19 protein-coding genes are annotated in these 25,531 nt (G+C 65.5%); 8 read left to right on the forward strand and 11 right to left on the reverse strand.

Features of this window, described 5'->3' with window-relative positions:
• Positions 1–374: 374 nt before the first annotated feature.
• Genes IVB23_RS08365 through IVB23_RS08375 form a run of 3 tightly spaced genes read right to left on the reverse strand, consistent with a single transcriptional unit; the run spans position 375 to position 3,365 of the window.
• Positions 375–2,087 carry a S8 family serine peptidase gene (locus IVB23_RS08365; RefSeq protein WP_247803198.1) on the reverse strand — a complete coding sequence of 571 codons (1,713 nt, stop codon included), beginning with the start codon at positions 2,085–2,087 and terminating at the stop codon, positions 375–377.
• 16 nt (positions 2,088–2,103) lie between these two features.
• On the reverse strand, positions 2,104–2,799 hold the full coding sequence (locus IVB23_RS08370) for a zf-HC2 domain-containing protein (RefSeq protein ID WP_061878043.1): 696 nt from the start codon (positions 2,797–2,799) through the stop codon (positions 2,104–2,106).
• Positions 2,796–3,365: a sigma-70 family RNA polymerase sigma factor gene (locus tag IVB23_RS08375; RefSeq protein WP_061878044.1), complete on the reverse strand. Its 570-nt coding sequence runs from the start codon at positions 3,363–3,365 to the stop codon at positions 2,796–2,798. The genes IVB23_RS08370 and IVB23_RS08375 overlap by 4 nt, the downstream gene beginning before the upstream one ends.
• Before the next feature lie 435 nt (positions 3,366–3,800).
• On the opposite strand from IVB23_RS08375, the gene IVB23_RS08380 reads away from it, so the two are divergent.
• Together IVB23_RS08380 and IVB23_RS08385 are read left to right on the forward strand one after the other, a co-directional pair.
• The gene (locus IVB23_RS08380) at positions 3,801–4,958 is read left to right on the forward strand and encodes a GGDEF domain-containing protein (RefSeq protein WP_247803199.1); all 1,158 of its coding nucleotides are present in this window, start codon (positions 3,801–3,803) and stop codon (positions 4,956–4,958) included.
• A 63-nt stretch (positions 4,959–5,021) separates the two neighbouring features.
• A complete protein-coding gene (locus IVB23_RS08385; protein ID WP_247803200.1) occupies positions 5,022–6,125 on the forward strand; it encodes a DUF2336 domain-containing protein in 1,104 nt (367 codons plus the stop codon).
• Positions 6,126–6,141: 16 nt separating this feature from the next.
• On the opposite strand, the gene IVB23_RS08390 is transcribed toward IVB23_RS08385, so the two are convergent.
• The gene (locus IVB23_RS08390; protein WP_197969177.1) at positions 6,142–6,780 is read right to left on the reverse strand and encodes a DUF1109 domain-containing protein; all 639 of its coding nucleotides are present in this window, start codon (positions 6,778–6,780) and stop codon (positions 6,142–6,144) included.
• 2 nt (positions 6,781–6,782) lie between these two features.
• Positions 6,783–7,328: a sigma-70 family RNA polymerase sigma factor gene (locus IVB23_RS08395; RefSeq protein ID WP_197969179.1), complete on the reverse strand. Its 546-nt coding sequence runs from the start codon at positions 7,326–7,328 to the stop codon at positions 6,783–6,785.
• Between the two features lie 290 nt (positions 7,329–7,618).
• On the opposite strand from IVB23_RS08395, the gene IVB23_RS08400 reads away from it, so the two are divergent.
• The 4 genes from IVB23_RS08400 to IVB23_RS08415 all read left to right on the forward strand — a co-directional run bounded on the left by IVB23_RS08400 (position 7,619) and on the right by IVB23_RS08415 (position 11,975).
• Entirely contained in the window at positions 7,619–8,290 is a 672-nt protein-coding gene (locus IVB23_RS08400; protein WP_197969180.1) for a hypothetical protein, read from the forward strand.
• A 144-nt stretch (positions 8,291–8,434) separates the two neighbouring features.
• Positions 8,435–9,214 (forward strand): enoyl-CoA hydratase, encoded by a 780-nt coding sequence (locus tag IVB23_RS08405; protein ID WP_061878049.1) that lies wholly within the window; start codon positions 8,435–8,437, stop codon positions 9,212–9,214.
• A 186-nt stretch (positions 9,215–9,400) separates the two neighbouring features.
• On the forward strand, positions 9,401–10,831 hold the full coding sequence (locus IVB23_RS08410) for a TolC family outer membrane protein (RefSeq protein WP_156504852.1): 1,431 nt from the start codon (positions 9,401–9,403) through the stop codon (positions 10,829–10,831).
• A 181-nt stretch (positions 10,832–11,012) separates the two neighbouring features.
• Positions 11,013–11,975 (forward strand): amidohydrolase family protein, encoded by a 963-nt coding sequence (locus IVB23_RS08415; protein WP_247803201.1) that lies wholly within the window; start codon positions 11,013–11,015, stop codon positions 11,973–11,975.
• Between the two features lie 3 nt (positions 11,976–11,978).
• Here the strand turns inward: IVB23_RS08415 and IVB23_RS08420 are convergent, their stop codons facing one another.
• From IVB23_RS08420 to IVB23_RS08430, 3 genes are all read right to left on the reverse strand, one after another.
• Positions 11,979–15,095: a CusA/CzcA family heavy metal efflux RND transporter gene (locus tag IVB23_RS08420; RefSeq protein WP_247803202.1), complete on the reverse strand. Its 3,117-nt coding sequence runs from the start codon at positions 15,093–15,095 to the stop codon at positions 11,979–11,981.
• Positions 15,096–15,301: 206 nt separating this feature from the next.
• Complete coding sequence (locus IVB23_RS08425) at positions 15,302–16,546, reverse strand: efflux RND transporter periplasmic adaptor subunit (RefSeq protein ID WP_061878053.1); 1,245 nt, start codon at positions 16,544–16,546, stop codon at positions 15,302–15,304.
• A gap of 144 nt (positions 16,547–16,690) precedes the next feature.
• On the reverse strand, positions 16,691–18,091 hold the full coding sequence (locus tag IVB23_RS08430) for a CoA transferase (RefSeq protein WP_247803203.1): 1,401 nt from the start codon (positions 18,089–18,091) through the stop codon (positions 16,691–16,693).
• A gap of 139 nt (positions 18,092–18,230) precedes the next feature.
• On the opposite strand from IVB23_RS08430, the gene IVB23_RS08435 reads away from it, so the two are divergent.
• Both IVB23_RS08435 and IVB23_RS08440 read left to right on the forward strand, forming a co-directional pair.
• Entirely contained in the window at positions 18,231–18,518 is a 288-nt protein-coding gene (locus IVB23_RS08435; protein WP_061878054.1) for a hypothetical protein, read from the forward strand.
• 163 nt (positions 18,519–18,681) lie between these two features.
• Positions 18,682–19,452, forward strand: a complete 771-nt coding sequence (locus IVB23_RS08440) for an SDR family oxidoreductase (RefSeq protein ID WP_061878055.1) — start codon at positions 18,682–18,684, stop codon at positions 19,450–19,452.
• A 183-nt stretch (positions 19,453–19,635) separates the two neighbouring features.
• Here the strand turns inward: IVB23_RS08440 and IVB23_RS08445 are convergent, their stop codons facing one another.
• The 3 genes from IVB23_RS08445 to IVB23_RS08455 are packed head-to-tail and all read right to left on the reverse strand — an operon-like array spanning position 19,636 to position 25,467.
• On the reverse strand, positions 19,636–23,190 hold the full coding sequence (locus tag IVB23_RS08445; RefSeq protein ID WP_247803204.1) for an error-prone DNA polymerase: 3,555 nt from the start codon (positions 23,188–23,190) through the stop codon (positions 19,636–19,638).
• Positions 23,187–24,782, reverse strand: coding sequence for a DNA polymerase Y family protein (locus IVB23_RS08450; protein WP_247803205.1), 1,596 nt, complete (start codon positions 24,780–24,782; stop codon positions 23,187–23,189). Before IVB23_RS08450 ends, IVB23_RS08445 begins: the two co-directional genes overlap by 4 nt.
• Positions 24,679–25,467 (reverse strand): DNA repair protein, encoded by a 789-nt coding sequence (locus IVB23_RS08455; protein WP_197969200.1) that lies wholly within the window; start codon positions 25,465–25,467, stop codon positions 24,679–24,681. Before IVB23_RS08455 ends, IVB23_RS08450 begins: the two co-directional genes overlap by 104 nt.
• Between the last annotated feature and the right edge of the window lie 64 nt (positions 25,468–25,531).

Consider the following 25,531-nt stretch of genomic DNA (forward strand, 5'->3'; position numbering starts at 1 on the left):
ACGGCAACGGACGGCTGCGGTGATCCTCAACCGCAAGCTGAACGAATGCGGAGCCTCAAAAGACCGGATGCCGAAAGCTTCGGTTCCGGTTGAATCAGAACCGACGCTCTGGATCCTCGGTTTGACGCGTTTTCGTCCCGCGAACCGGCGGCCACTTCGCTCAAGAACGCGCTGAAAAGAAAAGACCCGTCCGGGGGGACAACCGGACGGGTCAAGCCATATGGGCGCTTGGGGTGGATGGGCGCTCGCGCCTGATATGACTGATGGGGAGGGATGACCGCTCCCACATCAGTTGGTCGTGGCAGCTGGCTGAACGTTCAATGCGAGGGTTCGCTTTTTTGAGCTTCGGCCCGTGCGCATCCTTGTCGCAGCCGCTATCTCGCCGCCGGTCTATCTGCCTGAGAAACCGCGGACTTTTCGTCCGAGCCCGACAACGACGGTTGCTCGATCGCACGGCTGCCGGGCTCGCCGCGACGCTTCTCGGCATCTTCACGTTTTGTTGTACCGGACGCAGCCGCAACGGGCGTCGCGCTGTCGGCGGGCACCGCCATGACCGCGGCAAAGGCGTCGGCCTGACCGTCGCCGAAAAGGTCGTCGCGTCCTGGTGAGCCGAGATCGCGCGCGGTCTTCGCCAGCGTCATGCGCAGCGCTTCCGGCTTCAAGGCGTGGTTGCGCTCGAGGAGCAGCGCCGCGACGCCGGAGACATAGGCCGCCGAGAACGAGGTTCCCGACGTCATCTGGTACTTGCCGGCAGGGGCCGGCAGGAAGATGTCGACGCCGGGGGCTGCGACCGCGATGAAGTTGCCGCGGTTGGAGGCGGAGAACAGCCTGTCCTGCTGATCCGTCGCGCTGACCGCGATCACATTGGGATTGGCAGCCGGATAGAGCGGTGGCGATTTCGCGCCGGCATTGCCGGCGGCCGCGATCAGCACGAGGCCGCGTGCGGCCGTCGCCGCGATCGCGCGCTCGATGATCGCGTCCTTCGGACCGGCAAAGCTCATATTGATGATCTGCGCGCCGTGCTCGGCGGCGTAATTCAGCGACCGCAGGATGATGTAGGACGAGCTCTCGGCGCCGCCGTTGGTGCCGCCGAAGGCCCGGATGGCGATGATGCGCGCCTCGGGCGCGCTGCCCATCAGGCGGGCATGCGCCACGATGGCTCCGGCGATGCCGGTGCCGTGAACGTGCGGCCCCTCGGCACTGCCGAGCGCGTCGAAACTGTCGGCGACGGAATTGGCGAGTTCGGGATGCTTGGCGTCGATGCCGGAGTCGATCACGGCAATTGTAACGTTGGCTCCGTGCGCCAGCGCATGCGCCTGCGGCAGGCGGAGTTTTGCCAGCGCATATTGCGCAGGATCGCCCTCGGCCGGTACGGACGATTTCTGGTCCTGGAGCGCGTAGCGGAAGTTCGGCTGGACCGAGCGCACGCTGCCGTCGGCCGCGAACTCGCGCCGTACCGTCTCGGCGGGCCGGCCGTCGGTGATGCGGAACAGGCCGAACGTCGCCCCGATCAGCGGAAAATTCTCGGATGCGACGCGCGCGAGGCCGTGGCGACGCGCAAGCTCGTCGGCCTCCGTCACCGACAGACTGCCGTCGATCTCGGCGACGAATTCGCCTGCGAAGCTGCGCTGGTTCACCGCGACCGGCGTGTTGTTGCCGCGCCCCTTACGGGCGCTCTTCTTGTTGCCCGATTTTCCACTGCCCTCGCCGCCCGCGTTCGCCTGTGCCAGGCATTCGCCGTCGGCAGACCGATAGGGCGCCGTGCAGGCCGGATAGAGGTTGGGAGAGTAGCGCGCATAGGGCAGCACCGGCGTCAATCCGATCCGCGCCGAAGGAATCCGGGCGGTCGTGATCGGACGCGGGCCGCGGTCGACCGACACCGCCCTGGCGGATAGGGTCGGGTTGACCCGCGGGGCAATGCTCGGGGAGATCGTCGGGATGCGCGAGGGAACGCTGATCGTAGGCGTACGCATGATCGCCTGCGCCTGCGCAACCTCGACGCCGAGACAAGAGGCGACCAGAAGGGCGGCTCCGATGGACGAAGCGTACGCCCCGGCACGCACCCTGCTGTCGGAATTGCCCGTCATCGGCCCAGCGGCGCGCCTAGGGCGCCGCGACGGCAAGGTTGACGACCTTCTCGCGCTGCATCCTGCCGAGCAGCGAGGCGAGCTCGTCCTGGCTCATCGCCTTGTCGAACTGGAGGCGGAACATGCCGCCCTTGGCGTCGCCAATGATCGAAGCCTGATAGCTGTCGAGCAGCGCCGTGATGTCGGCGACGCGTGCCTCCGGCGTGAATCGCACCAGCGCGCGCGCAGGCGCGGCCGTGCTGCCAAATTCGCGTGTGATCGGGGCGCTGGTCGAGAGCGAAGCCGTCTGGAAGGTCGCCGGCTGGTTTCTCATCAGCACGGCGCCGATGATTCCGGCCTGCAGCACGAGCGCGACAGCGCCGAGGCCCGCCGACCACGCCAGCGTGCGCGGCGACAGGCTCGCGAAGAAGGTCGAGATGCGCGCCGACAGCGGCAACGAGGCGCTCGCCCGTGCCGGCTCAGCGTCGATCGCGGCGAACAGCTTCTGCATCGCCCGCGCCGACGGAGCCCCTAGGCTCTCGTTCAGATGGATGGTCTCTTCGTACTCGCCGCGGATCACGGCATATTGCCTGGCAAGCTCGGGATCGCGCGCCAGCGCTTCCTCGACGCGGCGCGCATCGCGCGCGCTCAGCGTACCGGCGGCGTGCCACGGCAGCAGCAGTTCAATCTCACTGGGCTCTTGCTCCAGCATCTTCTTGCTCAACGCCATCATGGCCAGCCTCGCTCAACGCCGGCTGCCTTCAGCAGTTCGGCCAGTCTCTTGCGCGCATAGAACAAGCGCGTCTTCACAGTGTTCTCGGGAATTCCGACGATTCCGGCCACCTCTTCCACGGACTTCTCGTGGTAGTAGACGAGATCGACGATTTCCCGGTGTTCCGGCGAAAGGCCCGTCAGACACTCCCGCAACGCCTCACTGGTATTCTTCTTCTGCACCACCGTTTCCGGATCGTCGGACGTGTCCTCGATCGCGTTCGCGGCTTCTTCGTCCAGTTCGAAATCCTTCCTGCGCCGGAGCGCAGACAGGGCCTTGAATCGGGTGATTGCCAGCAGCCAGGTGGAAACCGCCGATCGGCCCTCGAACTTGCCGGCTTGACGCCAGACGTCGAGAAACACCTCGCTGATGAGGTCTTCCGCCGCCTGCTCGTCCCGCACGAGCCGCAGTCCGAACCTGTAAACCCTGACATGGTGCCGCCCGTACAGCACCTGCATGGCGAGCCGGTCACCTTGGGCGATCCTGGCGATCAGGACCTCGTCGGAAGCCGCTTGTGTCACGCTCAATGGCCGTCTCGCAAAGTTGGTCGGGTCGATGCGGCAGGCGGTTCGACGGGGAAGGCAAAATTGTTCAAACTACCGCAATCATCCGGGGGCCAGTGTGAGCTACCCCACACAGGCGCACTTTTATCGTCCCATCCGCGGCGGTTAGCGGCGTCTATCCCAATCGGTAACATAGTACTGAGATACTTTCCCTGCGGACGGCCTTTGCGGCACAGGCGCCGGCCTGGTCCGGTTCCATAGCAGTCCTGCACCAGGTTTGTCGCACCAAGCCCTGCTTTGGCTCGACCGCATCGCACACGATGCAGGATCGCCGGTAAGATCGCGCGATGGCTGATCATCTTGTTCCGTGCTGCAGGATTCGGATTCGGTTTCAAAGGATACCAAACCTAAAGGCTTGCCACGTAGATTTTTGCGCTGACATCCACCATTGGCGGGACCATGAGCACGGCCGCGACGTCCTTTCCCGAGAGGAATGCCGCAGAGGCCGCGGACCTCGTCCTCGCGCCTGAGACGGCAGCCCCCGAAGTCAGGGCGCGCCGGGCCCGGCAGCGCCGCCAGATGTATATGGGCCAGGTCGCAAGCTACTCGCTTGGCGCCTCGGTCCTGCTGCTCTACGCCTATGACGGCACGATCTCGATGGGCGTTCCGTCACTGTTCTGGATCGGCGGCCTCATCATCATCGGTACGTTCACGGTGCTGTCCGAAGCCGGCTTCGGCGACCGGTTCAAGGATCATTACCTCACCGTCTATCAGATCTCGGCGCATATGGCGCTGCAACTGGCGTTCCTGCTCGCGGTACCGACCGTCGGGGTCGCGTTCCTGGCCGTGTTGTTTCTGATCTTCGCGTTCGGCACACTGCGTATGACGTCGGGGCAGGCGATGCTCACCTGGGGCCTTGCCACCTGCGGGCTCGCCGCGGTTTTCCTGGGATCGGACCTGCCGATCGGACTGCCGGTCACGACGCGTCTGCAGCGAGCCGCCTCGATGCTCTGCTTCGTGCTGGTGATCGGCCAGTGCGCCTTTCTCGGCCTGTTCGGCGCCACCCTGCGCAAGATCCTGTACCGGCGCAGCATCGAACTGAAGGCGGCCTATCAGCGCATCGAGGAACTGGCCGAGCTCGATGAACTCACCGGCGCCTACAACCGCCGCTGCATCATGCGGCTTCTCGACGCCGAGATCGAAAAGTCGCGGCAGGCATCCACGCCGTGCGCGATCGCGCTGATCGATCTCGACTGGTTCAAGCGCATCAACGACGCCTTCGGCCATCCCGTCGGCGACGAGGTGCTGCGCACCTTCGCGATCACCATTTTCGCCAACATCCGCCCGGCCGACAGTTTCGGCCGATACGGCGGCGAGGAATTCCTGCTGCTGCTGCCGGGCATGCCGGGCGACGTCGCGCAGCGCATGCTGGAGCGGTTGCGCGGCATCGTCGCCGATCTCGACTGGAGCGCGTTCTCTCCGGGCATGCAGGTGACCATTTCTGCGGGCGTCGCGACGCTGCACGACATTGATACTGCCGACACGTTTCTCGCGCGCGCCGACCGCGCGCTCTATTCCGCCAAGGCGCAAGGGCGCAACTCCATTGTGACGAGCTGACCAATCCATTTTCTCCCGGCGCGGCAGAAGCCGTTGCCGGGCCGAACGCTCCAGGACAGGGCAATGAGATCCAGATCCGCAAGACCATCCGAAAACCTGCTCGACGAATTACAGGCTGCCCTCACGCACGGCACCGTTGCGCGCCGGGTCGAGACGCTGCGCCGCATCACCGATCTCTTCGTGGGCAACGCAGTGGACTATTCCGACGACCACATCCGCGTGTTCGACGACGTGTTCCAATGCCTGATCGGGCAGATCGAGGCGTCGGCCAGGGCGCTGCTCGCCGAACGCCTCGCACCGATCGCGGCTGCGCCGCCGAAAATCATCCGCACGCTCGCGCTCGATGAGGTCATCGAGGTCTCCGGCCCGGTGCTATCGAAATCGGAACGGCTGGACGAAGCGACCCTGCTCGAGATCGCACGCACCAGGGGCCAGGCGCATCTCAAGGCGATCTCGCTACGGCGGATGCTGTCGGAAGCACTGACCGACGTGCTGGTGACGCGCGGCAACGAGGACGTGGTGCAGTCGACCGTCCGGAATCCGGGCGCGCGGCTTTCCGATGGAAGTCTCACCGAGCTCGTCATCCGCGCCGAGCGCGACGACGACCTCGCCAGCTGCATCGGCCTGCGGCCCGACCTGCCGCGCCATCACTATTTGAGACTGGTCGCCAAGGCATCCTCGAGCGTGCGCAGGAAGCTTGCGGCCGCGCATCCCGAGCTTGCGGATGAGGTCGCGAGCGTAGTCCAGCAAGCGGCCCAACGGGTTCGCGCTGCCGCCATGACGAAGCAGACCGAATTGGCCCGCGCGCTGGTGAAATCGCTGCACGACGACGGCCGGCTCAACGAGTTTCAGGTCACAACCTTCGCCGAGCAGGGCAAGTTCGACGAGACCAATGCGGGGCTGGCTGCGCTCGCCGGCGTCACGGTCGAGACGGCCGAGACCATGATGATCGAGAGCCGTACCGAAGGCGTGATGATCCTCGCCAAGGTCGCTGGCATGCAATGGTCGAGCGTGCGCGCCATCATCGCCATGCGCGAGAAGCTCTCCGGCGGGTCGCAGACCGACATTTTGACGCTGCGCGACAGCTATGAGGCGCTACGTCCATCGACCGCGCAGCAGGTGCTGCGCTTCCACCGCATGCAGCTGGGCGCGACGCCGGCGGAGTGAAGCCGCAGGATCTGGACTAGAATCTTAGGACCTTCGATCCCACCAGCGCGCCGATCGCCGTTACCAGCGCGGTCGCGAGCGTGTACCAGGTCGCGACGAACAGGGGCGAGTCGTCGGTGCAGTGCGAGGCATAGAGGGTCGCGGCGAGGCCGGCCGACACCAGCCCGGCGAGCGCGCCGGCGAGCGCGGGGCTTGACGGCGCGCCGTGGCGCAGGCCGAACAGCGCCCCCGCAAGCAGCGGCAGCGACATCGCAGGGATCGCGACCAGGCATATCCTGGAGTTCTTGCCCATCAAGCGCATCGTCATCGGCATGGCCGGGGCCATCATCGCCTCGCTGCCGATCGCAACCGCCAGCAGCCCGACCGGCAGCAGCAGCAGCCAGGCCCAGCCGCGCAGCAGGGCTTCGGGACGCGACAAATGCAGGCTGATGATGATCGCGGGGATTGCGAGCGACAGCGTCACCGCGAACTTCATGTCGAAGAACGGGTTGTGCATGGCGCTCATCACGTCGGCGCGCACGCCGAGGAATGTCGCAAAAAACAGGATCGAAAACGGCGCGGCCACCAGCAGCGCCATGGCCAGCACGGCGCCGACGCGTGGAGCGCGGTGCGCGTTGTCGGCTGCGAGCGAGCGAATGAGTTGATCGGTGTCCATGACTAATGGTCTCGCAGTTTGGCCGTCAGCGCCGCAAGTCCGCGATGCAGCGCGACCCGCACCGCACCCTCGCTCATCGAAAACTTCGCCGCCGTATCCTTGATCGAGGCCGCCTCGACGGCGACCGATTGCAGCACGTCGCGCTGACGCTGCGGCAGCGTGCCCAGTTGGGCGGCGACCTCGGCGGCCGACGCGGTCTCCTGCGGCACCTCGCCCGGCAGCGTCTCTGCGAAATCGTCGATGTTGACGAACACGCGCTTGCCGCGCCGGCGGAGCGCGTCGATCAGCTTGTTGCGGCCGATCGCAAACAGCCAGGGCGCGAAGGGAGCCTCGCTGTCCCAAGTGTGCCGTTTCAGATGCACCGCCAACAGAATCTCCTGCACGATATCCTCGGCCTGGTCGGGAGGCTGACCTGCCCGCGCCAACCCGCGCCTCGCGGCAGCGCGCAGCACCGGCGTGATGGCCTTCAACAGGCGATGATACGCTGCGTCATCGCCAGCCATGGCCGACCGCATCAGGCCGGTCCATTCGTCCTCACGTCCGCGCACGCGCGCCCTCACCAAGCAATTCGGCCGCTCTTTCAATTTGTTACGTGGCGCCGGACAGATCACGAATTCGTGATCGAGCCGGCACCTCGCGACCGAAGCGGCCGTAAACATCTCTGGGGCGGCTCATAACACCGATCGGCGCGTTCCGCATCGGGCGGCCGGCCGCGAGGGGCGGTCTGCCCCGTTTTTGCCGGCTCTAGCCCGAAGATTCCCATTTTCTGCCCCGCTGTCGTCACGCCGCGGGGTCTCTGTTCGCTGCCGGGACGGGCGGAATTGGGGAGATCGTCAACATGATGAAAGCCAGCGCACGCGCGGCCCTGATCGTCTTGGCCGGGCTTTTCTTGCTGTTCGGAGGCATTGCACAGGCGGCGCCGAATTCGGCCGCAAGCAATAAAGCGGACAGCGCGGACCAGCAGGCCGACACGGCCAAGCACCGGCGCCAAGACTCGCGTCGCACCAGCAGCAGCAAGACGACGCAGAAATCCGACGACAAGGCCGACAGGAAGGGCGCCGCGGCACGTGCTGACGAGGCCAGGAACGGCAACAAGAACGACAACAAGGCAGGCAGTGAGGTGCCGGTGTCGAGCCAGATGCCGCCGGAGGTCGCCAATGCCAACGCGCAGCTCGCCACGGATACGCCGACTGCGGCTGCCGCCTCCGCGATGACGAACCGCGCCAACGACAATGTCCAGGCTGCAGCCGATAATACCAACGTCGCGCCGGCGGAAAGCCAGGTCGTCGCACCCGATCAGCTCAACGACATCGATCGCGCCCTGCAACAGGAGACGCCGGGGCAGAAGGCGGTGATTGCCGCAACCGAGGCACAGCCGCGGCCCGCGCCGGTGATGGCAAGCAGCCACCAGAGCTCGGCCTGGGATCAGAGCTCCCTGATCGGCAAGATCTTCATCGGCGTCGGCACGCTGCTGACGCTGGCGTCCGCCGCGCGGATGCTCATGGCGTGATTGCCGGCGGCTTCCCGGCCCGGGTACCTGCCTGACGGACCTCGTCCGGAACGCGCCCTCGTCGCGTTCCGGCGGCCTGCAGCCCCTTGAAGCCCATCGCGCCAGCGGGCACATTGCCCACCCAATCAAAAGCGTGGGTGGAGCATGAGCACGTTCGAACACATCATCGTCGAAAGCAAAGGCGCGGTCGGCATCGTCAAGCTGAACCGGCCGAAGATGCTCAACGCACTCTCCTTCGGCGTCTTCCGCGAGATCGCCGCGGCGGTCGACGATCTCGAGGCCGATGATGCCATCGGCTGCATCGTCGTGACCGGCAACGATAAGGCCTTTGCCGCCGGCGCCGACATCAAGGAGATGCAGCCCAAGGGCTTCATCGACATGTTCTCGGAGGATTTCGCCGCGATCGGCGGCGACCGCGTCGCGCGTTGCCGCAAGCCGACGATCGCGGCGGTTGCCGGCTATGCGCTGGGCGGCGGCTGCGAACTCGCCATGATGTGCGATTTCATCATCGCCGCCGACACCGCGAAGTTCGGCCAGCCCGAGATCACGCTCGGCACCATTCCCGGCATCGGCGGTACCCAGCGCCTGACACGCGCGATCGGCAAGTCCAAGGCAATGGACCTCTGCCTCACCGGCCGGATGATGGATGCGGCGGAAGCCGAGCGCTCGGGCCTCGTCAGCCGCATCGTACCCGCCGACAAGCTCATGGACGAAGTGATGGCGGCAGCCGAGAAGATCGCCGCGATGTCGCGCCCTGCGGCCGCGATGGCCAAGGAAGCGGTGAACCGCGCCTTCGAGACCACGCTCGCCGAGGGCATGAGCGTCGAGCGCAATCTGTTCCACTCGACTTTCGCGCTCGAGGACCGCTCCGAGGGCATGGCTGCGTTCATCGAGAAGCGCAAGCCGGTGAACAAGAACCGGTAAGGCAAACCGGTCAGGCCGGCGTAAGGCTCTGCCGCGCTCCCGCAGAATGCTGTGACGGAGCTGCAACAAGCACGGATTTCATGGGGGTTTCCCCCGCGGCAGTTTGCCTGCGGGACCTTGGCTGGTTTAACAGTTAAGAGGACCGCCGTCGGCGGGGGCGGACAGCCGGGAATTTCGCGGGAACATATGATTGGGCGTATCGCCAGAGCTGGTCGCGGGGTGACGCGGCATCGATCGGGCGTGGGTCCCGCGTTTGCGACATGGGCCACGCTGGCGCTCTCTTGCGCCCTCCCCTCTAACGCCTGGGCCGAGGCCCTGCCGGAGGCGCTGGCCAAGGCCTACCAGACCAACCCGCAGCTCAATGCCGAGCGCGCGCGCCAGCGCGCGACCGACGAGAACGTACCGCAGGCGCTCGCCGGCTACCGGCCGCAGATCCTGGCCAGCCTCAGCGCCGGCCTTCAATCGGTGCGCAATCTGTTGCCCGACAACACCATCCAGACCGCCAACCTGAAACCCTGGATCATCGGCGTCACAGTGACGCAGACCCTGTTCAACGGTTTCCGCACCGCCAACAGCGTGCGGGCCGCCGAACTCCAGGTGCAGTCGGGCCGCGAGGCACTGCGCAATGTCGGCCAGGGCGTCCTGCTCGACGCGGTCACCGCCTACACCAACGTGCTCGCCAACCAGTCGCTGGTCGAGGCACAGCGTTCCAACGTCGCGTTCCTGCGTGAAACACTGGCGGTCACCCAGCGCCGTCTCAACGCCGGCGATGTCACGCCGACCGACACCGCGCAGGCCGAGGCCCGTCTCAATCGCGGCCTTGCCGATCTCAACGCGGCCGAGGTCGCGCTCGCCGTCAGCCAGGCGACCTATGCGCAGGTGATCGGCAATGCGCCATCGCAGCTTCGGCCCGCCGAGGCCGTCGACCGCTATCTGCCGAAGAGCCGCGAAGACGCCGTGACGATGGCGATCCGCCAGCATCCGGCGGTGATGGCCGCAAGCTTCGACGTCGATGTCGCCTCCACCAACATCCGCATCGCCGAAGGCACGCTGCTGCCGAGCGCCAGCATCCAGGGCAGCGCAAGCAAGAGCCGCAACAACGACCCGACGCTAGGCACCTTCGCCGAAGACCAAGCCTCCATCGTCGCCAACGTCACCGCGCCGATCTACGACGGCGGTCAGGCTGCGGCACAGACCCGGCAGGCCAAGGAGATCACGGCACAGAGCCGGCTTGTGCTCGACCAGGTGCGCAACCAGGCGCGCACGGCGGTGGTCAGCGCATGGGTTGCCAATGAAGGTGCCAAGGTCACGGTCTCGGCCTCGGAGTCCGAGGTGAAGGCGGCGACCGTCGCGCTCCAGGGCGTGCAGCGCGAGGCGGCCGGCGGACAGCGCACGACCGTGGACGTCTTGAACTCGCAAGCCGATCTGATCCAGGCCAAGGCCCGCCTCATCGGCGCGCAACGCGACCGCGTGATCGCCTCTTACACGCTGCTCAGCGCCATCGGCCATCTCGACGTCAAGACGCTGAACCTGAACACGCCGGACTACCTGCCCGAGGTGCATTACCACCAGGTCCGCGACGCCTGGCACGGCCTGCGTACGCCGTCGGGGCAATAGGCGTCCCGCAGCGCCTCCCAAGCTCTCCGCACCGCTCGCCGTCTTGACGGTGCCTGGTCGGACGCGTTGACGGCTCACGTCCGCTTGCGGGCCTTGTTGAGCAGCTATGCAGCTAGGCGCAGCAGCTGACCCGGCGGATCTGATACCGTCCCAGCCGCATTTCCAAAGAACGAGGGAAGCCGTGCTCGACCGACGCAGCGTCCTGCTTGCCTCCCTTGCCGCCGGAGTAGCCATGACCAGCAAAGCCCGCGCCCGTGCGGCGCAACCCGCAACGCCGATCAATTTCGGCATCCCGGCGCATGCCTGCGACTGCCATACCCACATTCATGGCGACCCCCAGAGATTTCCGTTCTTCGCGGGGCGCGTCTATACGCCGGAGCCGGCGAGCCCCGAAGAAATGGCGACGCTGCACAAGGCGCTGCATATCGAGCGCGTGGTGATCGTGACGCCGAGCGTCTACGGCACCGACAATTCCTCCACCTTGTTCGGCATGAAGGCGCGTGGCGCGACTGCGCGCGGGGTCGCCGTGATCGACGACAAGACCACGGAAGCGGAGCTCGATATCATGCAGGCGGAAGGCTTCCGCGGCATCCGCATCAATCTGGCGACCGGGAGCATCAACGACCCCAATGTCGGCCGCGCCCGCTTCACCAGAGCCGTCGAGCGCGTGAAGGCGCGCGGCTGGCATGTGCAGCTCTACACGACGCCGGCGATGATCTCGGCGATCAAGGATCTCGTGCTGGCATCGCCCGTGCCCGCCGTGTTCGACCATTTCGGCGGGCTCGAGGCCTCATTTGGGCTGGAGCAGCCGGGATTTGCCGACCTGATCACACTCGTCGAGTCCGGCAAGGCCTATGTGAAGATCTCGGGCGCCTATCGCTCGTCGAAGCTCGCACCCGACTATCAGGACATGGTGCCCTATGCCCGCGCGCTGATCGCGGCCAATGCGGACCGGATCGTCTGGGGCACCGACTGGCCGCATCCGGATTCCAGCCGCGTCGAGGGGCGGAAGCCCACCGACATCGCGCCTTTCTATCAGATCGACGACGGCCGCCTGCTCAACCAGTTGCCGGTGTGGGCGCCGAATGCGGACGTGCGCAAGAAGATCCTGGTCGACAATCCGGCGCGGCTCTACGGGTTCTGACGGTCAGCGCGCGCGGCGGGAAAAGAACGAGATCAGGACCGGCAAGGTCACCAATATCACGAGCGGCGCTAGCATCATGCCGGTGACGACGACGACCGCGAGCGGCTTCTGCACCTGCGAGCCGATGCCTTCCGACAGCGCCGCCGGCAACAGGCCGACGCCCGCGACGACGCAGGTCATCAGCACGGGACGGAGCTGAAGCTCGCCGGTGCGGACCACCGCGCTCATGCGGTCCATGCCCTCTTCGATGAGCTGGTTGAACTGCGAGAGGATGATGATGCCGTCCATCACGGCGATGCCGAACAGCGCGATGAAACCGATTGCCGCGGAGACGCTGAACGCCGTGCCTGTTATCAGCAGGCCCAGCACGCCGCCGAAGATCGCCATCGGAATCACGCTCATCGCGAGCAGCGTGTCGGTCATCGAGCCGAAATTGAACCAGAGCAGCACGCCGATCAGCGCCAGCGAGATCGGCACCACGATCGACAGCCGCCGGATCGCGTCCTGGAGATTGCCGAACTCGCCGACCCACTCCATGTGCGAGCCCGGCGGCAGCTGCACCTGCTCGGCGATCTTGTCCTGTGCCTCGCGGATGGCGCTGCCGAGATCGCGCTCGCGCACCGAGAACTTGATCGGCAGATAGCGCTCCTGCTGCTCGCGATAGATATAGGCCGCGCCGGAGACGAGGCTGATGGTGGCGACCTCGCTCAGGGGAATCTGCGTGACGGTGCCGTTCGGCCCGGGCGCGCCGATCCGCAAATTCTGGATCGCCTCGGCACTCCGGCGGTATTCCGGCGCGAGGCGAACGATGATCGGGAAGTGGCGGTCGCTTCCGGGCTCGTAGAGGTCGCCGGCGGTGTCGCCGCCGATTGCGACCTTAATAGTGGCATTGATGTCGCCCGGCGCAAGGCCGTAGCGCGCGGCCTTGGCGCGGTCGATGTCGATCTGGATGGTCGGCTGCCCGAGCGAGGTGAACACGGCAAGGTCCGTGACGCCCTGTACGGTCGCCAGCACCGACTTGATCTTGTTGGCGGTGTCGGTCAGCGCCTGGAGGTCGCTGCCGAACAGCTTGATCGAGTTCTCGCCCTTCACGCCGGAGACGGCTTCGGAGACGTTGTCCTGGAGATATTGCGAGAAGTTGAACTCGACGCCGGGAAAGCGGTCGTCGAGCTGCTTGAGCAGTTGCGCGGTCAGCTCTTCCTTGTCGCGCGTGCCGGGCCACTGGCTCACGGGCTTGAGCGGCGCGAAGAACTCGGCGTTGAAGAAGCCGGCGGCGTCGGTGCCGTCATCGGGACGGCCGTGCTGCGACACGACGGACTCGACCTCCGGCCGGGCGCGGATCACCTTGCGCATCTCGTTGACATAGCTGTTGCCTTCGTGGAGCGAGATGGTCGGCGGCAGCGTGGCACGGATCCAGAGATTGCCCTCCTCCAGCTTCGGCAGGAATTCGAGGCCGAGCAGCCGGCTGAGCGCCACCGTCGTCAGCACGAGGCCGACCGCACCGCCGAGGACGATGTTGCGATTGGCGACCGCCCAATGCAGCAGCGGCGAGTACAACCGGTGCAGGATCAGCATCACCTTGGTCTCGGTTTCCTCGACATGCGCGGGCAGGATGATCGCGGACAGCGCCGGCGTGACGGTGAAGGTCGCAAGGAGCCCACCGGCGAGCGCATAGGCATAGGTGCGGGCCATCGGCCCGAAGATGTTGCCCTCGACCCCGGACAGCGTGAACAGCGGCAGGAAGGCCGCAATGATGATCGCCGCGGCGAAGAAGATCGAGCGCGAGACGTCGGCGGCCGCGCTGAGGATGGCATGGCTCTTCATGCCGAACAGCATCTCGGGCGACGTATGCTCGGATTCCGAGATCGGCGTCGTCTGCGTCAGGCGGCGGAAGATCGCCTCCACCATGATGACGGTGGCGTCGACGATCAGGCCGAAATCAATGGCGCCGACCGACAACAGGTTTGCCGATTCCCCGCGCAGCACCAGGATGATCACGGCGAAGAACAGCGCGAACGGAATGGTGGCGCCGACGATCAGCGCGCTGCGGAGATTGCCGAGGAATATCCACTGCAACAGCACGATCAGCAGGATGCCGACCACCATGTTGTGCAGCACGGTGTGGGTGGTGAGGTCGATCAGGTCCTTGCGGTCGTAGATGCGCTCGATGCGCACGCCCGGCGGCAGAATGGTGGAGTTGTTGATCTGCTGAACGAGCTGCTCGACCCGCTTGATGGTCGGCGAGCTCTGCTCGCCGCGGCGCATCAGGACGATTCCCTGCACGATGTCGTCGGTTTCGTCGAGGCCGGCGATGCCGAGACGGGGTTTCTGGCCGACGGTGACGGTTGCGACGTCCTTGACCAGCACCGGATTGCCGCCGGTCTGCGCCACCATGGTGTTGGCGAGGTCGTCGATCGAGCGGATCAGGCCGACGCCGCGCACCACCGCCGATTGCTGGCCGATATCGACGGTGTTGCCGCCGACATTGACGTTGGAATTTCCGACGGCCTGGAGCAGTTGCGGCAGCGTCAGGCCATTGGCGACCAGCTTGTTGAAGTCGACCTGGAGCTCGTAGGTCTTGCTCTTGCCGCCCCAGCCGGTGACGTCGATGACGCCGGGCACGGCGCGGAAACGGCGTTGGAGAATCCAGTCCTGGATGGTCTTGAGGTCGAGCACGCTGTAATTGGGCGGGCCGACCAGGCGGTAACGGAAGATCTCCCCGATCGGGCTGAGCGGCGAGATTTGCGGCTGCACGTTGCCCGGCAGCGGCGCGAGCTGCGCCAGGCGGTTCAGCACCTGCTGCAACGCCTCGTCATAGGTGTAGGCGAAGGAGAACTGGAGTTTGACGTCGGAGAGGCCGTAGAGCGAGATGGTGCGGATGGTAGTGAGATTCTTCAGACCCGCGACCTGGGTCTCGATCGGAATCGTGATGTAGCGCTCGATCTCCTCCGCCGACAGGCCCGGACTCTGCGTCACGATGTCGACCATCGGCGGGGTCGGATCGGGATAGGCCTCGATGTTGAGCTGGTTGAACGCGATAAGGCCGCCGATCAGCACGGCGGCGAACATGCCGACCATCAGGAAGCGCCGGTCGACGGCGAGGGCAACGAGACGATCCATTCAGGTCAACGGCCTTCCCCCTCTCCCCGCTTGCGGGGAGAGGGTTGGGGTGAGGGGGAGTCTCCGCAGGGACGGCGAGAGTTGGACTCGCGGAGAGTCCCCCTCACCCGGATTGCATCTTCGATGCAATCCGACCTCTCCCCGCAAGCGGGGCGAGGTGACGCGAGCCCGTGCGTGACCTGATTCACGTCAACATTCATTCTGGATCAGCTGCCGGAGGCTGCACGGTCGATGAACAGGCTGCCTTTGGTGACGATCTGCTCGCCGGGCTTGAGATTGCCGGTGACCTCGACGAGGTCGCCGTTGATGAGGCCGATCCTGATCTTGCGCAGCTCGACCGACTTGTCCTCGCGCGCGACCCAGATGCGGACGTTGTCGGCTTCGTAGATCAACGCCTGCTTCGGCACTGCCGGCGCGGCGCGGTCGCCGGCCGAATAGATCGTGACGTTGGCGAACATCTCCGGCTTCAACAGGCCGTCCTTGTTGTCGATGGTGGCGCGAACCAGAAGGCGGCGGGTGGCGGGGTCAATCGCAGCGGCGACGTAGTTGATCCTGGCGGTGAACGGACGGCCCGGCAGCGCCATCACGTTGACGGTGATGTCCTGCCCGATGCACACCGCGGCCGCGTCGCTCTCGCGCACGAAGGCGGTGAGCCAGACCGTGGAGAGATCGCCGATGACGAAGACCGGGTCGCTGGCGCCGGAATTGACGTACTGCCCGGGGCCGATCTTGCGCTGCACGACCGTGCCGGAGATCGGCGAATAGATCGTGACCTCCCGATTGATCGTGCCCTTGTCCTGGAACGCCTTGATGGTCTCGTCGGTGAAGCCGAGGATGCGCAGCTTGTTGCGCGCGGCTTCCAGCGCCGTCACCGAGGAGCGCATGTCGTTCTGCGCCTGGACCTGGGTTGTTTCCGCCTGCTGATAATCCTTCAGCGGAATGGCGTGTCCCTCATAAAGATCCTTGGCGCGCTTGAACTGGATGTCGGAGAGCTCGAGCGCCGACTTCGCCTTGTTCTGAGAGGTCATCGCCGCGATGAAATCGTTCTGGGCCTGCACGGTGTCGGCGGCCTCGATCGTAAACAGCGGTTGACCCTGCTTCAGCATCTCGCCCGGCTTGGCCAGCAGCTTGGTGACCCTGCCCGCGTAGGGCGAGAACACCGGCGTCGAGCGGTCCTCGTCGACCGCGACCTTGCCCTCTGTGACATACTCGGCTCGGAAGCTCTTGGCCTTGACCGGCTCGATCGTCAGCGTCGCCCATTCGGACGGCGTGGGCGTGAAGGTCTGCGCATTCCTGCGCGACTGGCTGGAAATCTCGGAGTGCTTTTTTTGCTTTGGCCCCGAAGAAAGCAAGCCGTAGGCACCGGCGCCTGCAAGAGCGAGTAGAACTACGGATGCGATCACCCGTTGTTTTGTAAGCACCTGCAATCGCTTGGTCTTTTCAAATACCATGGGCCCCGGTCGTGTCTGCGACGATCTCGGCAAATGACTGCCTCATCGGTCGCGCTAATAGTGCCGAATTGGGATTTCAAACAACCTAAAAAACGCTGGTCCCTTGCGGTTTGCGTTAAAGTTTTGCGACGTGTCAGCTTCATGTCAGCTTCGCGCAGGCCATTCTGCAGGATGAGTGCCGAGCGGCATCGCGGGACGGCTCCATTGTGCCGGCGTCTTCGACAGCACTGCCGAATGACGCACTGCCTTCAACGTGCCGAAGCCAGATGGCATATCTTCGATGAACGCAGCATGTACGGCCTCGCCCGCAATATCCGGGGTATTCAGTCCGCCGTCGAGCCGGCCGAGGCTCCACAACCAGCGTCCGGTCTGCGCCAGCGAGACGCGCACGTGCCAGCTGCCACCTTCGCGGGCCTGGCGCGCCCTGGCCATCATCGCGCCGAACGCCATCAGATAGCCGGTGGCGTGGTCGAGGATTTGCGCCGGCAATTCCCTGGGAGCATCGATGCCGGCGGCCCGGCCTTCGGCATGATTGAAGCCGGTCGTGGTCTGCACCAGCGAGTCGAAGCCGCGCCGCTCGGCCCAGGGGCCGGTGTGGCCATAGGCCGACAGCGTGAGATAGACGATGCCGGGATTGATTTGCGCTGCGTCCTCCGGCGCGAAACCGAGGGCAGCGAGCGCACGCGGGCGATAGCCTTGCGAGAAGATGTCGGCGTCCTTCAGCAGCTCGCGCAGCTGCGCCCGTCCGAACTCGCTCTTCAACTCGATGAAGGTGGTGAGCTTGCCGCGGCCGGTATCGATGGTGAGCCAGGGAATGGCGGACAGTTCCGGTCCTGACACCAGCAGCACGTCCGCGCCATGCGCCGCGAGCGTGCGGCCTGCGACGGGGCCCGCGATGACGCGGGAGAGATCGAGCACACGAAGTCCCGAGAGCGGACGATCGCCTTTTGGCCACGGCTTCGGCGGGGCCTCGCCGATCCTCTCGATCGAGACCAGCGGCAATTGCGCGAGCGCATGCGCCTGCGGCAAGGCGGACCATTCGTCGTAGGACCGCATCAGGGCGACGACGCCGCCTGCTGCGTAAGCCGCAGTTTCGAAATCCTCCCCCCTCCAATGCATCAACGCCGCCTGCACCTGCTCGCGCTCCGCCGCGCAGCCGAGCACCTCGCAGACGGCGTCGCGGTGATGCGGGAAATTGGTGTGGCAGCGGACGAAGCGGCCATCGCCGGTCCTGTAGACGCCGGCGATCGCGTCCCACGCCGGCGGCGGCGGCTTGTCGTCGACGCGCAAATAGCGCTCGGAACGACATTCGGCGACGGCGTGGCGCATGTCGACGGAGACGTCCTGCACCTCGCCGCTGCGCAGTCGCCAGATTTCGGCGGCGGCGAGCCCCGCGGCAGCTATCGTCGTCTGGCCGGCGACGGCGACACGGAACGAGGATGGGATTTGTGGCTCGGTGCCGGTCAGCCGCACGCGATCGAGCGAACCCGCATCGCCGCCGGCGGACGTCCAGATACCCTTCAGAATGTCGGCGGGGCTTTGCATGGCCGGTGCCCTCCCTTGAAGCTTGAGCATGATCTCCGCGCAAACGCGGTCCGCGTTCGTCGCGATGGAAAACGGCTGCACACCTTTCCGGATCATGCTCTAATTTTCGCGACCATTCATCAGCACGAGAAGGAATGCAATGGCCGCCATCGATCCCCTCACCGCAGGCGCCGTGTTCATCGCGACGGCGGCCACCGACGCGGTCTATGTCATGTTCACCTCGGCGGTGATCGCGCGCAAGCGCGTGCCGGCGGCGAACTGGAGCGCGGTCTGGTACCTGCTCTCCTCCTATGCGGTGATCAGCTACACCGATAACGCGCTCTATGTCGCGTTCGCGGCGATCGGCTCCTGGGCCGGCGCCTATGCGTCGCTGACCTTCCTGCACCGCCCGCCCGGCGGTCCGCCGGTGGGGGCGGCACCGGAGTGAGGTCTCTCCGCATCATTGCGAGGAGCCCTTGCGACGAAGCAATCCAGACTGTTGCCTAGGACGCATTTTCTGGATTGCTTCGCTACGCTCGCAATGACGAACTGGATAGTTCAGCATACATGTCGAAGCAGCTGCACTCGCAGCACCAAATAAGGAGCTAACAATGGATCTCGGTCTCAAAGGCAAGAACGCCATCGTCCTCGGCGGCACGCGCGGCATCGGGCGGGCGATTGCGGCGACGCTGGCCGGTGAAGGCGCCAATGTCGCGGTGTGCGCGCGCAACGCCGATCAGGTGGCGGCCACCGTCGCAGAGCTGAAGGCGAGCGGCATCAAGGCCACCGGCGGCACGGTCGACGTCACCGACGGCGCGGCGCTGAAAAGCTGGATCGAGACGGCAGCAAAAGAGCTCGGCGGCGTCGACTTGCTGTTCTCCAATGCCGGCGCGATGGCGCAAGGCGGCGATCCCGCGTCCTGGGAGCAGAATTTCCGGCTCGACGTCCTCGGCGCCGTGCATGCATTCGATGCCGCGCGACCGTTCCTCGAAGCCAGCGGCGCCAGCAGCGGCGATGCGGCTTTCGTGATCATCTCGTCGATCGCGGCGGCGCAGGCAGACACGGCCAGCTCCTACGGCCCGATCAAGGCCGCGCTGATCCACATGGCCAAGGGGCTGGCCCGGCAATATGCGAAGAAGAAGATCCGGGTCAACGTCGTCTCGCCCGGCACGGTCTATTTCAAGGGCGGCGTCTGGGAGATGATCGAGCAGAACATGCCCGAGCGTTACAAGGATGCGATGAGCCGCAACCCGACGGGACGCATGGCAACGCCCCAGGAAATTGCAAGCGCTGCGGTGTTTCTGGCAAGCCCCGTGTCGGGATTCACGACGGGATCCAATCTCGTCGTGGATGGCGCGATCTCGAACCGGGTGAATTTTTGAGGGAAGCTAGACTATAGCTTGCCGAACTCTCGCCTCCGTCATGGCCGGGCTTGACCCGGCCATCCACGCGCTACTGCACACTGGGAAAGACGTGGATGCCCGGGTCAAGCCCCGGCATGACGACTGAGAATGAGGCGCGCCGTCGTTGCAAACAAACTCGTGCGACATCCCGCGCGACTCACCTCAATGAAAGTCCCGCGACGGCGGCAGGATGCGGACGTTGCGGGGGTGGCGGATTTTTTGGGCTGGCATGTCCGCAAGAGCGCGGGGGTCTTCGTTGAGCGGCTCGACGACGGTGGCGCCTGCCGGTACCGGATGCTTGCGACCGAGCGCATCGTTGGCGAGGCCGATCAGATCGTGCGAGCGGTCGATCATGCGCTGGGCGATGAGATGCGTCACCTTCTCGGGGCTGCTCTGGATATAACCCTCGACCAGGATGAGGCGCGCGCCCATCACCTCCTTGCGGTACTGTTCCATGATCTTGGGCCAGACCACGACATTGGCGATGCCGGTTTCGTCCTCCAGCGTCATGAACACGACGCCGCTGGCGCTGCCCGGCCGCTGCCGGACCAGGACCACGCCGGCACAGCGGACGCGGCGCCGCTCGTTCTCGTGGCTGATGTCCTTGCAGGCGACGATGCGCTCGCGCGAAAACATCTCGCGCAAGAATTCCATCGGATGGCCCTTCAGCGATAGCCGGATGGTCTGGTAGTCCGCGACCACCTGCTCGGCGCGCGGCATCACCGGCAGCGGCTTGGCGTGCTCGTCCGGCTGCTCGCGGGCGGTCGCCGCCTCGAACAGCGGCAGCGGCACGTCGTCGGGCAGCCGCCGCACCTGCCACAGCGCTTCGCGGCGATCGAGCCCGAGCGAGCGGAACGCGTCGGCATCCGCCAGCAGGATCAGCGCCCGCTTGGGCAGGCCGGTGTCGCGGGCGAAGTCCTCGAGCGAGGTGAAGGGATGGCGGTTGCGGGCGGCAATGATGCGGTCGGCCCAGTCAAGCTCAGCTTCTTCAATGCACATCTGGTCCAAGGCCGCACGAGAGGTGGATGGGTTCCCTCCCCCCTTGCGGGGGAGGGTTAGGGAGAGGGATGAGCCGCACGGGCGCTGGTCGTGGCTTACCCCTCTCTCCAACTCTCCCCCGCAAGGGGGGAGAGAGCCCAACCATTTGTGCGCCCCTGACTCGTGTTCATCCACGCTTCGCTTGCGCAGCTGCTGCCCCCTCTTCAGCCTCTCCTCGTCCTCGTCCAGCCAGTGGAATCCATCGATCTGGCGAAAGCCCAGGCGCACTGCGCAGAATTTGCCGCTCCCTTCCTCCAGCGTGTTCTGCGCAAAGCTGCAGGACACGTCGATGTCGCGGACCTCGACGCCGTTCTTGCGGGCATCGCCGACGATCTGCGCCGGCGCATAAAAGCCCATGGGCTGCGAGTTCAACAAGCCGCAGCAGAAGGCGTCGGGATGGTAGTGCTTCAGCCACGACGAAATGTAGACCAATTGCGCAAAGCTCGCGGCATGGCTCTCGGGAAAACCGTAGGAGCCAAATCCCTTGATCTGGTCAAAGCAGCTTTTGGCGAAGTTGGGGTCGTAGCCGCGCGCCACCATATTGCCGATCAGCTTCTCCTCGTATTGGCCGATGGTGCCGACATTGCGGAAGGTCGCCATCGAGCGGCGCAGGCCGTTGGCTTCCTCGGAGGTGAAATGTGCAGCCTCGATCGCAATGCGCATCGCCTGCTCCTGGAACAGCGGGACGCCGAGCGTCTTGTGCAGCACCTTGTAGAGCTCGTCCTTGTCGCCATGCTCCGGCGACGGCGAGGGATAGCTCACCTTCTCGAGCCCGTTCCGCCGCCGCAAATAGGGATGCACCATGTCGCCCTGGATCGGCCCGGGGCGCACGATCGCAACTTCGATGACGAGATCGTAGAAGGTCCGCGGCTTCAGGCGCGGCAGCATGTTCATCTGCGCGCGGCTCTCGACCTGGAACACGCCGAGCGACTCCCCGCGGCACAGCATGTCGTAGACCTCCGGGTCGTCCTGCGGAACACTCGCCAGCACAAAACGCTCGCCCTTGTGCCGATCGATCAGATCAAAACACTTGCGGATGCAGGTCAGCATGCCGAGCGCCAGAACGTCGACCTTCATCATATGAAGCGCATCGACATCGTCCTTGTCCCATTCGATGAAGGTGCGGTCGTCCATCGCGGCGTTGCCGATCGGCACATAGGTGTCGAGCCGGTCCTGGGTCAGCACATAGCCACCGACATGCTGGGAGAGATGGCGCGGGAATTCGATCAGCTCGGTCGCAAGCTCGACCGCGAGGTTGATCATGGGATTGTTCGGATCGAGCCCGGCCTGCCTGACTTGCATGTCGTTGAGGCCCTTGCCCCAGCTGCCCCAAACCGTGTCGGCGAGCGCGGCGGTGACGTCCTCGGTCAGGCCCAGCGCCTTGCCGACGTCGCGAATGGCGCTGCGCGGGCGATAATGGATGACGGTGGCGATGATCGCGGCACGATGGCGGCCGTAGCGGCGGTAGACATATTGCATCACCTCCTCGCGCCGCGAATGCTCGAAATCGACGTCGATGTCGGGCGGCTCCAGTCGCTCCTTGGAGATGAAGCGCTCGAACAACAGGTCGACCTTGGTCGGATCGACCGAGGTGATGCCGAGCACGTAGCAGACGGCCGAATTCGCCGCCGATCCCCGCCCCTGGCACAGGATGTTCTGGCTGCGTGCATAGTGCACGATGTCGTGCACGGTGAGGAAGTAATGCGCGTATTTCAGCTCGGCGATCAGCGCGAGCTCCTTCTTCAGCGTCGCGCGCAGCTTGTCGTCGATCTCGCCGCCGAAATATTTGTCGACGCCGGCCCAGGTCAGATCCTCCAGATGCCCCTGCGCGGTCTTTCCCGGCGGCACCGGCTCGTCGGGATATTGGTATTTGAGCTGGTCGAGCGAAAAGTCGATCTTGTCCGCAAAACGCATGGTCTCCGCGATCGCGTCGGGGAAATCACGAAACAGCCGCGCCATTTCTCGCGGCGGCTTCAGGAACCGCTCGGCATTGGCCTCCAGCTTCCGTCCGATTGCATCGATCGTGGTCTTTTCCCGGATGCAGGTCAGCACATCCTGGAGGGGACGGCGCGCGGGATGGTGATAGAGCACCTCGTTGGTTGCAAGCAGCGGGACTTGGGCTTTTGCTGCGAGATCATCGAGCCGCGCCAGGCGACGCCTGTCGTCGCCGCGATAGATCAGGCTCGCCGCCAGCCACACGCCCTCAGCGCGGCTGGCTTTGAGCTTTGCGAGGAAATCCAACGCCCGCGCCGGCTCGAAACGATGCGGCAGCGTCAGAACCAGAAGCTGGCCTTCCGAAAACTCCAGGAGATCAGCGAAGGCGAGATGGCATTCGCCCTTCTCGATCCGCGTGATGTCGTCGCCGCGCTTGCCCCGGGTGAGAAGCTGGCACAGACGGCCATAGGCGGAACGGTCGCGCGGATAGACCAGGATGTCGGGCGTGCCGTCGACGAAGACGATGCGCGCGCCGATCAGCAGCTTCGGCTTGTGCAGCACCTTGTCATTGTCGAGCTCCTTGTAGGCCCGCACCACGCCGGCGAGCGTGTTGTGATCGGCAATGCCGATCGCGGGGATGCCGAGGATGCTGGCCTGATGCACATAGGCGCGCGGATCCGAGCCGCCGCGCAGGAAGGAGAAGTTTGTGGTGATGCCGATCTCGGCATAGCTAAGCGTATTCATGCGAAGAGACCGTGCACATACCAGCCGGGAGAGGTAGGCTTGCCGTCACCGTCGAACACCTCGCCTTCATAGAGACCGTCGCGAAAGATCCAGAAGCGCAGGCCTTCGGCATCCTCGATGCGGAAATAGTCCCGCGTCAGCTGCTTGCCGTCCTGCTGCCACCATTCCATGGCGATGCGCTCGGGCCCCTCCACCCGCACCACCGCGTGCAGCGCGCGGCGCCAGGTGAATTGATGCGGCGGACCATCCGGCACGGTCGCGAACGGCACCTTGATCGGCTCCGGCTTGTCGAACAGCCGCAAGGGACGCAGCGGCGGCTCGCTCTCGGTGCGAACAGGCCATTCGGCCTGCATGGCAGCGGCGAGATGATGCTGGGCGGGGGCGGACCAAACCGCGCGTTCGGGGATATGGGTGTCCTGCGGCAGATGCACGACGACGCGCTTGCCCCCGATGCGCGCGGCGATGCGGTCGATCAGCGCAGCAATCTCGTCATTGTCGTGGACATGCGCATCGAGATCGCGCTGCTCCTGCACCACGATCTCGGTGCGGCTCGCCGACAGCCGCACCATGTCGAAACCGAAGCCGGGATCGAGGGGATCGGCGAGCGCATCGAGGCGTTCGCGGAACAGGCGGTCGATCACGGCGCTTCGCGTCACGGGGCGTCCGGTCTCGACCGTGATCGCGCGCACCACGCCGTCGGTGCGGAAGAAGGCAGCCTCCAGCCGCCGCGCGCCTTTGCCCTGCTTCTCCATGGACGCGATCAACGTGTCCGCCAGCCGCGACAGCGTCATCGCGATCATGGTGTCGGTCGCGATCGGCTCGGCGAAACGCTTCTCGACGATGTAGTCGGGCAGCGGTTTGCGCGGATTGATCGGCGCATCGCCCTGTCCCAGCGCATGCGCGAGCAGCGTGGAGAACCGCGCACCAAACCGCGCCGTGATCTCGTGGGAGCTGCGCGAGGCGACATCGCCGATGGTCTTCAGCCCGGCGCGGCGCAAGCCGGTGGTGATCGCCTCGCCTGCCCCGAGTGCGGACACCGGAAACTGGTCGATCGCAGCCGCCTCCCCACCATCTGCAACGATGGTTCCCGTGGCCTGCCGCGTCAGCGTGCGCGCGCAGACCGAGGTCCCGGCAATCGCAGCACTGACGGCAAAGCCCTGCCGGTCGAGCGCCCGGACCAGCGTCCGCAACAGCGCGGCTTCGCCGCCGAACAGATGCGCGCAGCCGGTGATATCGAGGAACAGCCCATGCGGCACATCGAGCGCCACCAGCGGCGTGAAGCGGTCGCACCAGTCGGCGATATCGCTGAGCGTCTTCGCATCGGCCGCGACATCGGCATCGAACACTTTCAAGTCCGGGCACATCGCCCGCGCATTGGCCAGGGGTTGGCCGATATACAGGCCGAGGCGCTCGGCGGCCTCGTCCAGCGCATGGATCACCAGCGCATTGTTGTCCTTGATGACGACGATATCAGGCTCATGATTGGCTTTACCCAGCCCGGCGCTGCCGAAAAACCGCTGAATCCTGTCGATGGGCAGGCGCGGCAGCCACAGGCTGAGGATACGTCGACGGTTCACTGAACTGGCACTCATCACAATTCCATTCCATGATCCACCGGCCACAGGGGCCATGACGATTGCGCAAGAGTTCGGCATCGAAGCGCGGCGCACCCCAGGCGCTCCATGCTGAGCCCGGCGGCGAATGCGCAGCGCGCAGCATCCATCGCGTTTCGGCAGTTGAAGGCAGTGGCTGCGCGGCCATGCGCAGCATCAGACCGGTGACGCCTGACGATTGCGCGGCGAGCGTCAGCTTGCGGCTTGCCACGAGATCGAACTGTCTGGTCTCGCCCCAGAGCTCGAGCACGACGGCGCCCAGCGCATCGCAGGCGAGCGCATCGGCCGAGGTGCGCAGCGCGCTCTCGACATCGGCGGCGCGCACCATCACCACGCGGCGCGGATCGAGGCCGAGCTCGGATAGCCCGCTCATCGACAGCGCACCCGTCTCTATCTCCGAAAAATCCTGCCGCACCCACAGCAGCGGCCGACGCGCGCTCACGCGCCCCGCAAGGCCCATGACGAAGCCGGTCGCGGCCGCGCCCTGTCGTCCTTCGCAAAACACCTCGTGGATCGCCGCGCGCGCGAGCCCGCCCTTCAGCGCGGTGTCGGCCTCGCTGTGGCCGAGCGCGACGCGATCGTGTTGATGTACGACCTCCGCCGTCTCGATGCGTTCGATCTGGCTGCGCAAGGTCGCAAGCGCGCTGATGCGTGCGCCGCTCATGCTCGCCGCTCCTTCAGAGGTGAGTGCCGAAGTTCTCGAAAATAAGAACCAGCGGCTGGCTCAT

Origin of the sequence: Bradyrhizobium sp. 191, assembly GCF_023100985.1 — a bacterium.
Lineage (GTDB): Bacteria > Pseudomonadota > Alphaproteobacteria > Rhizobiales > Xanthobacteraceae > Bradyrhizobium > Bradyrhizobium diversitatis.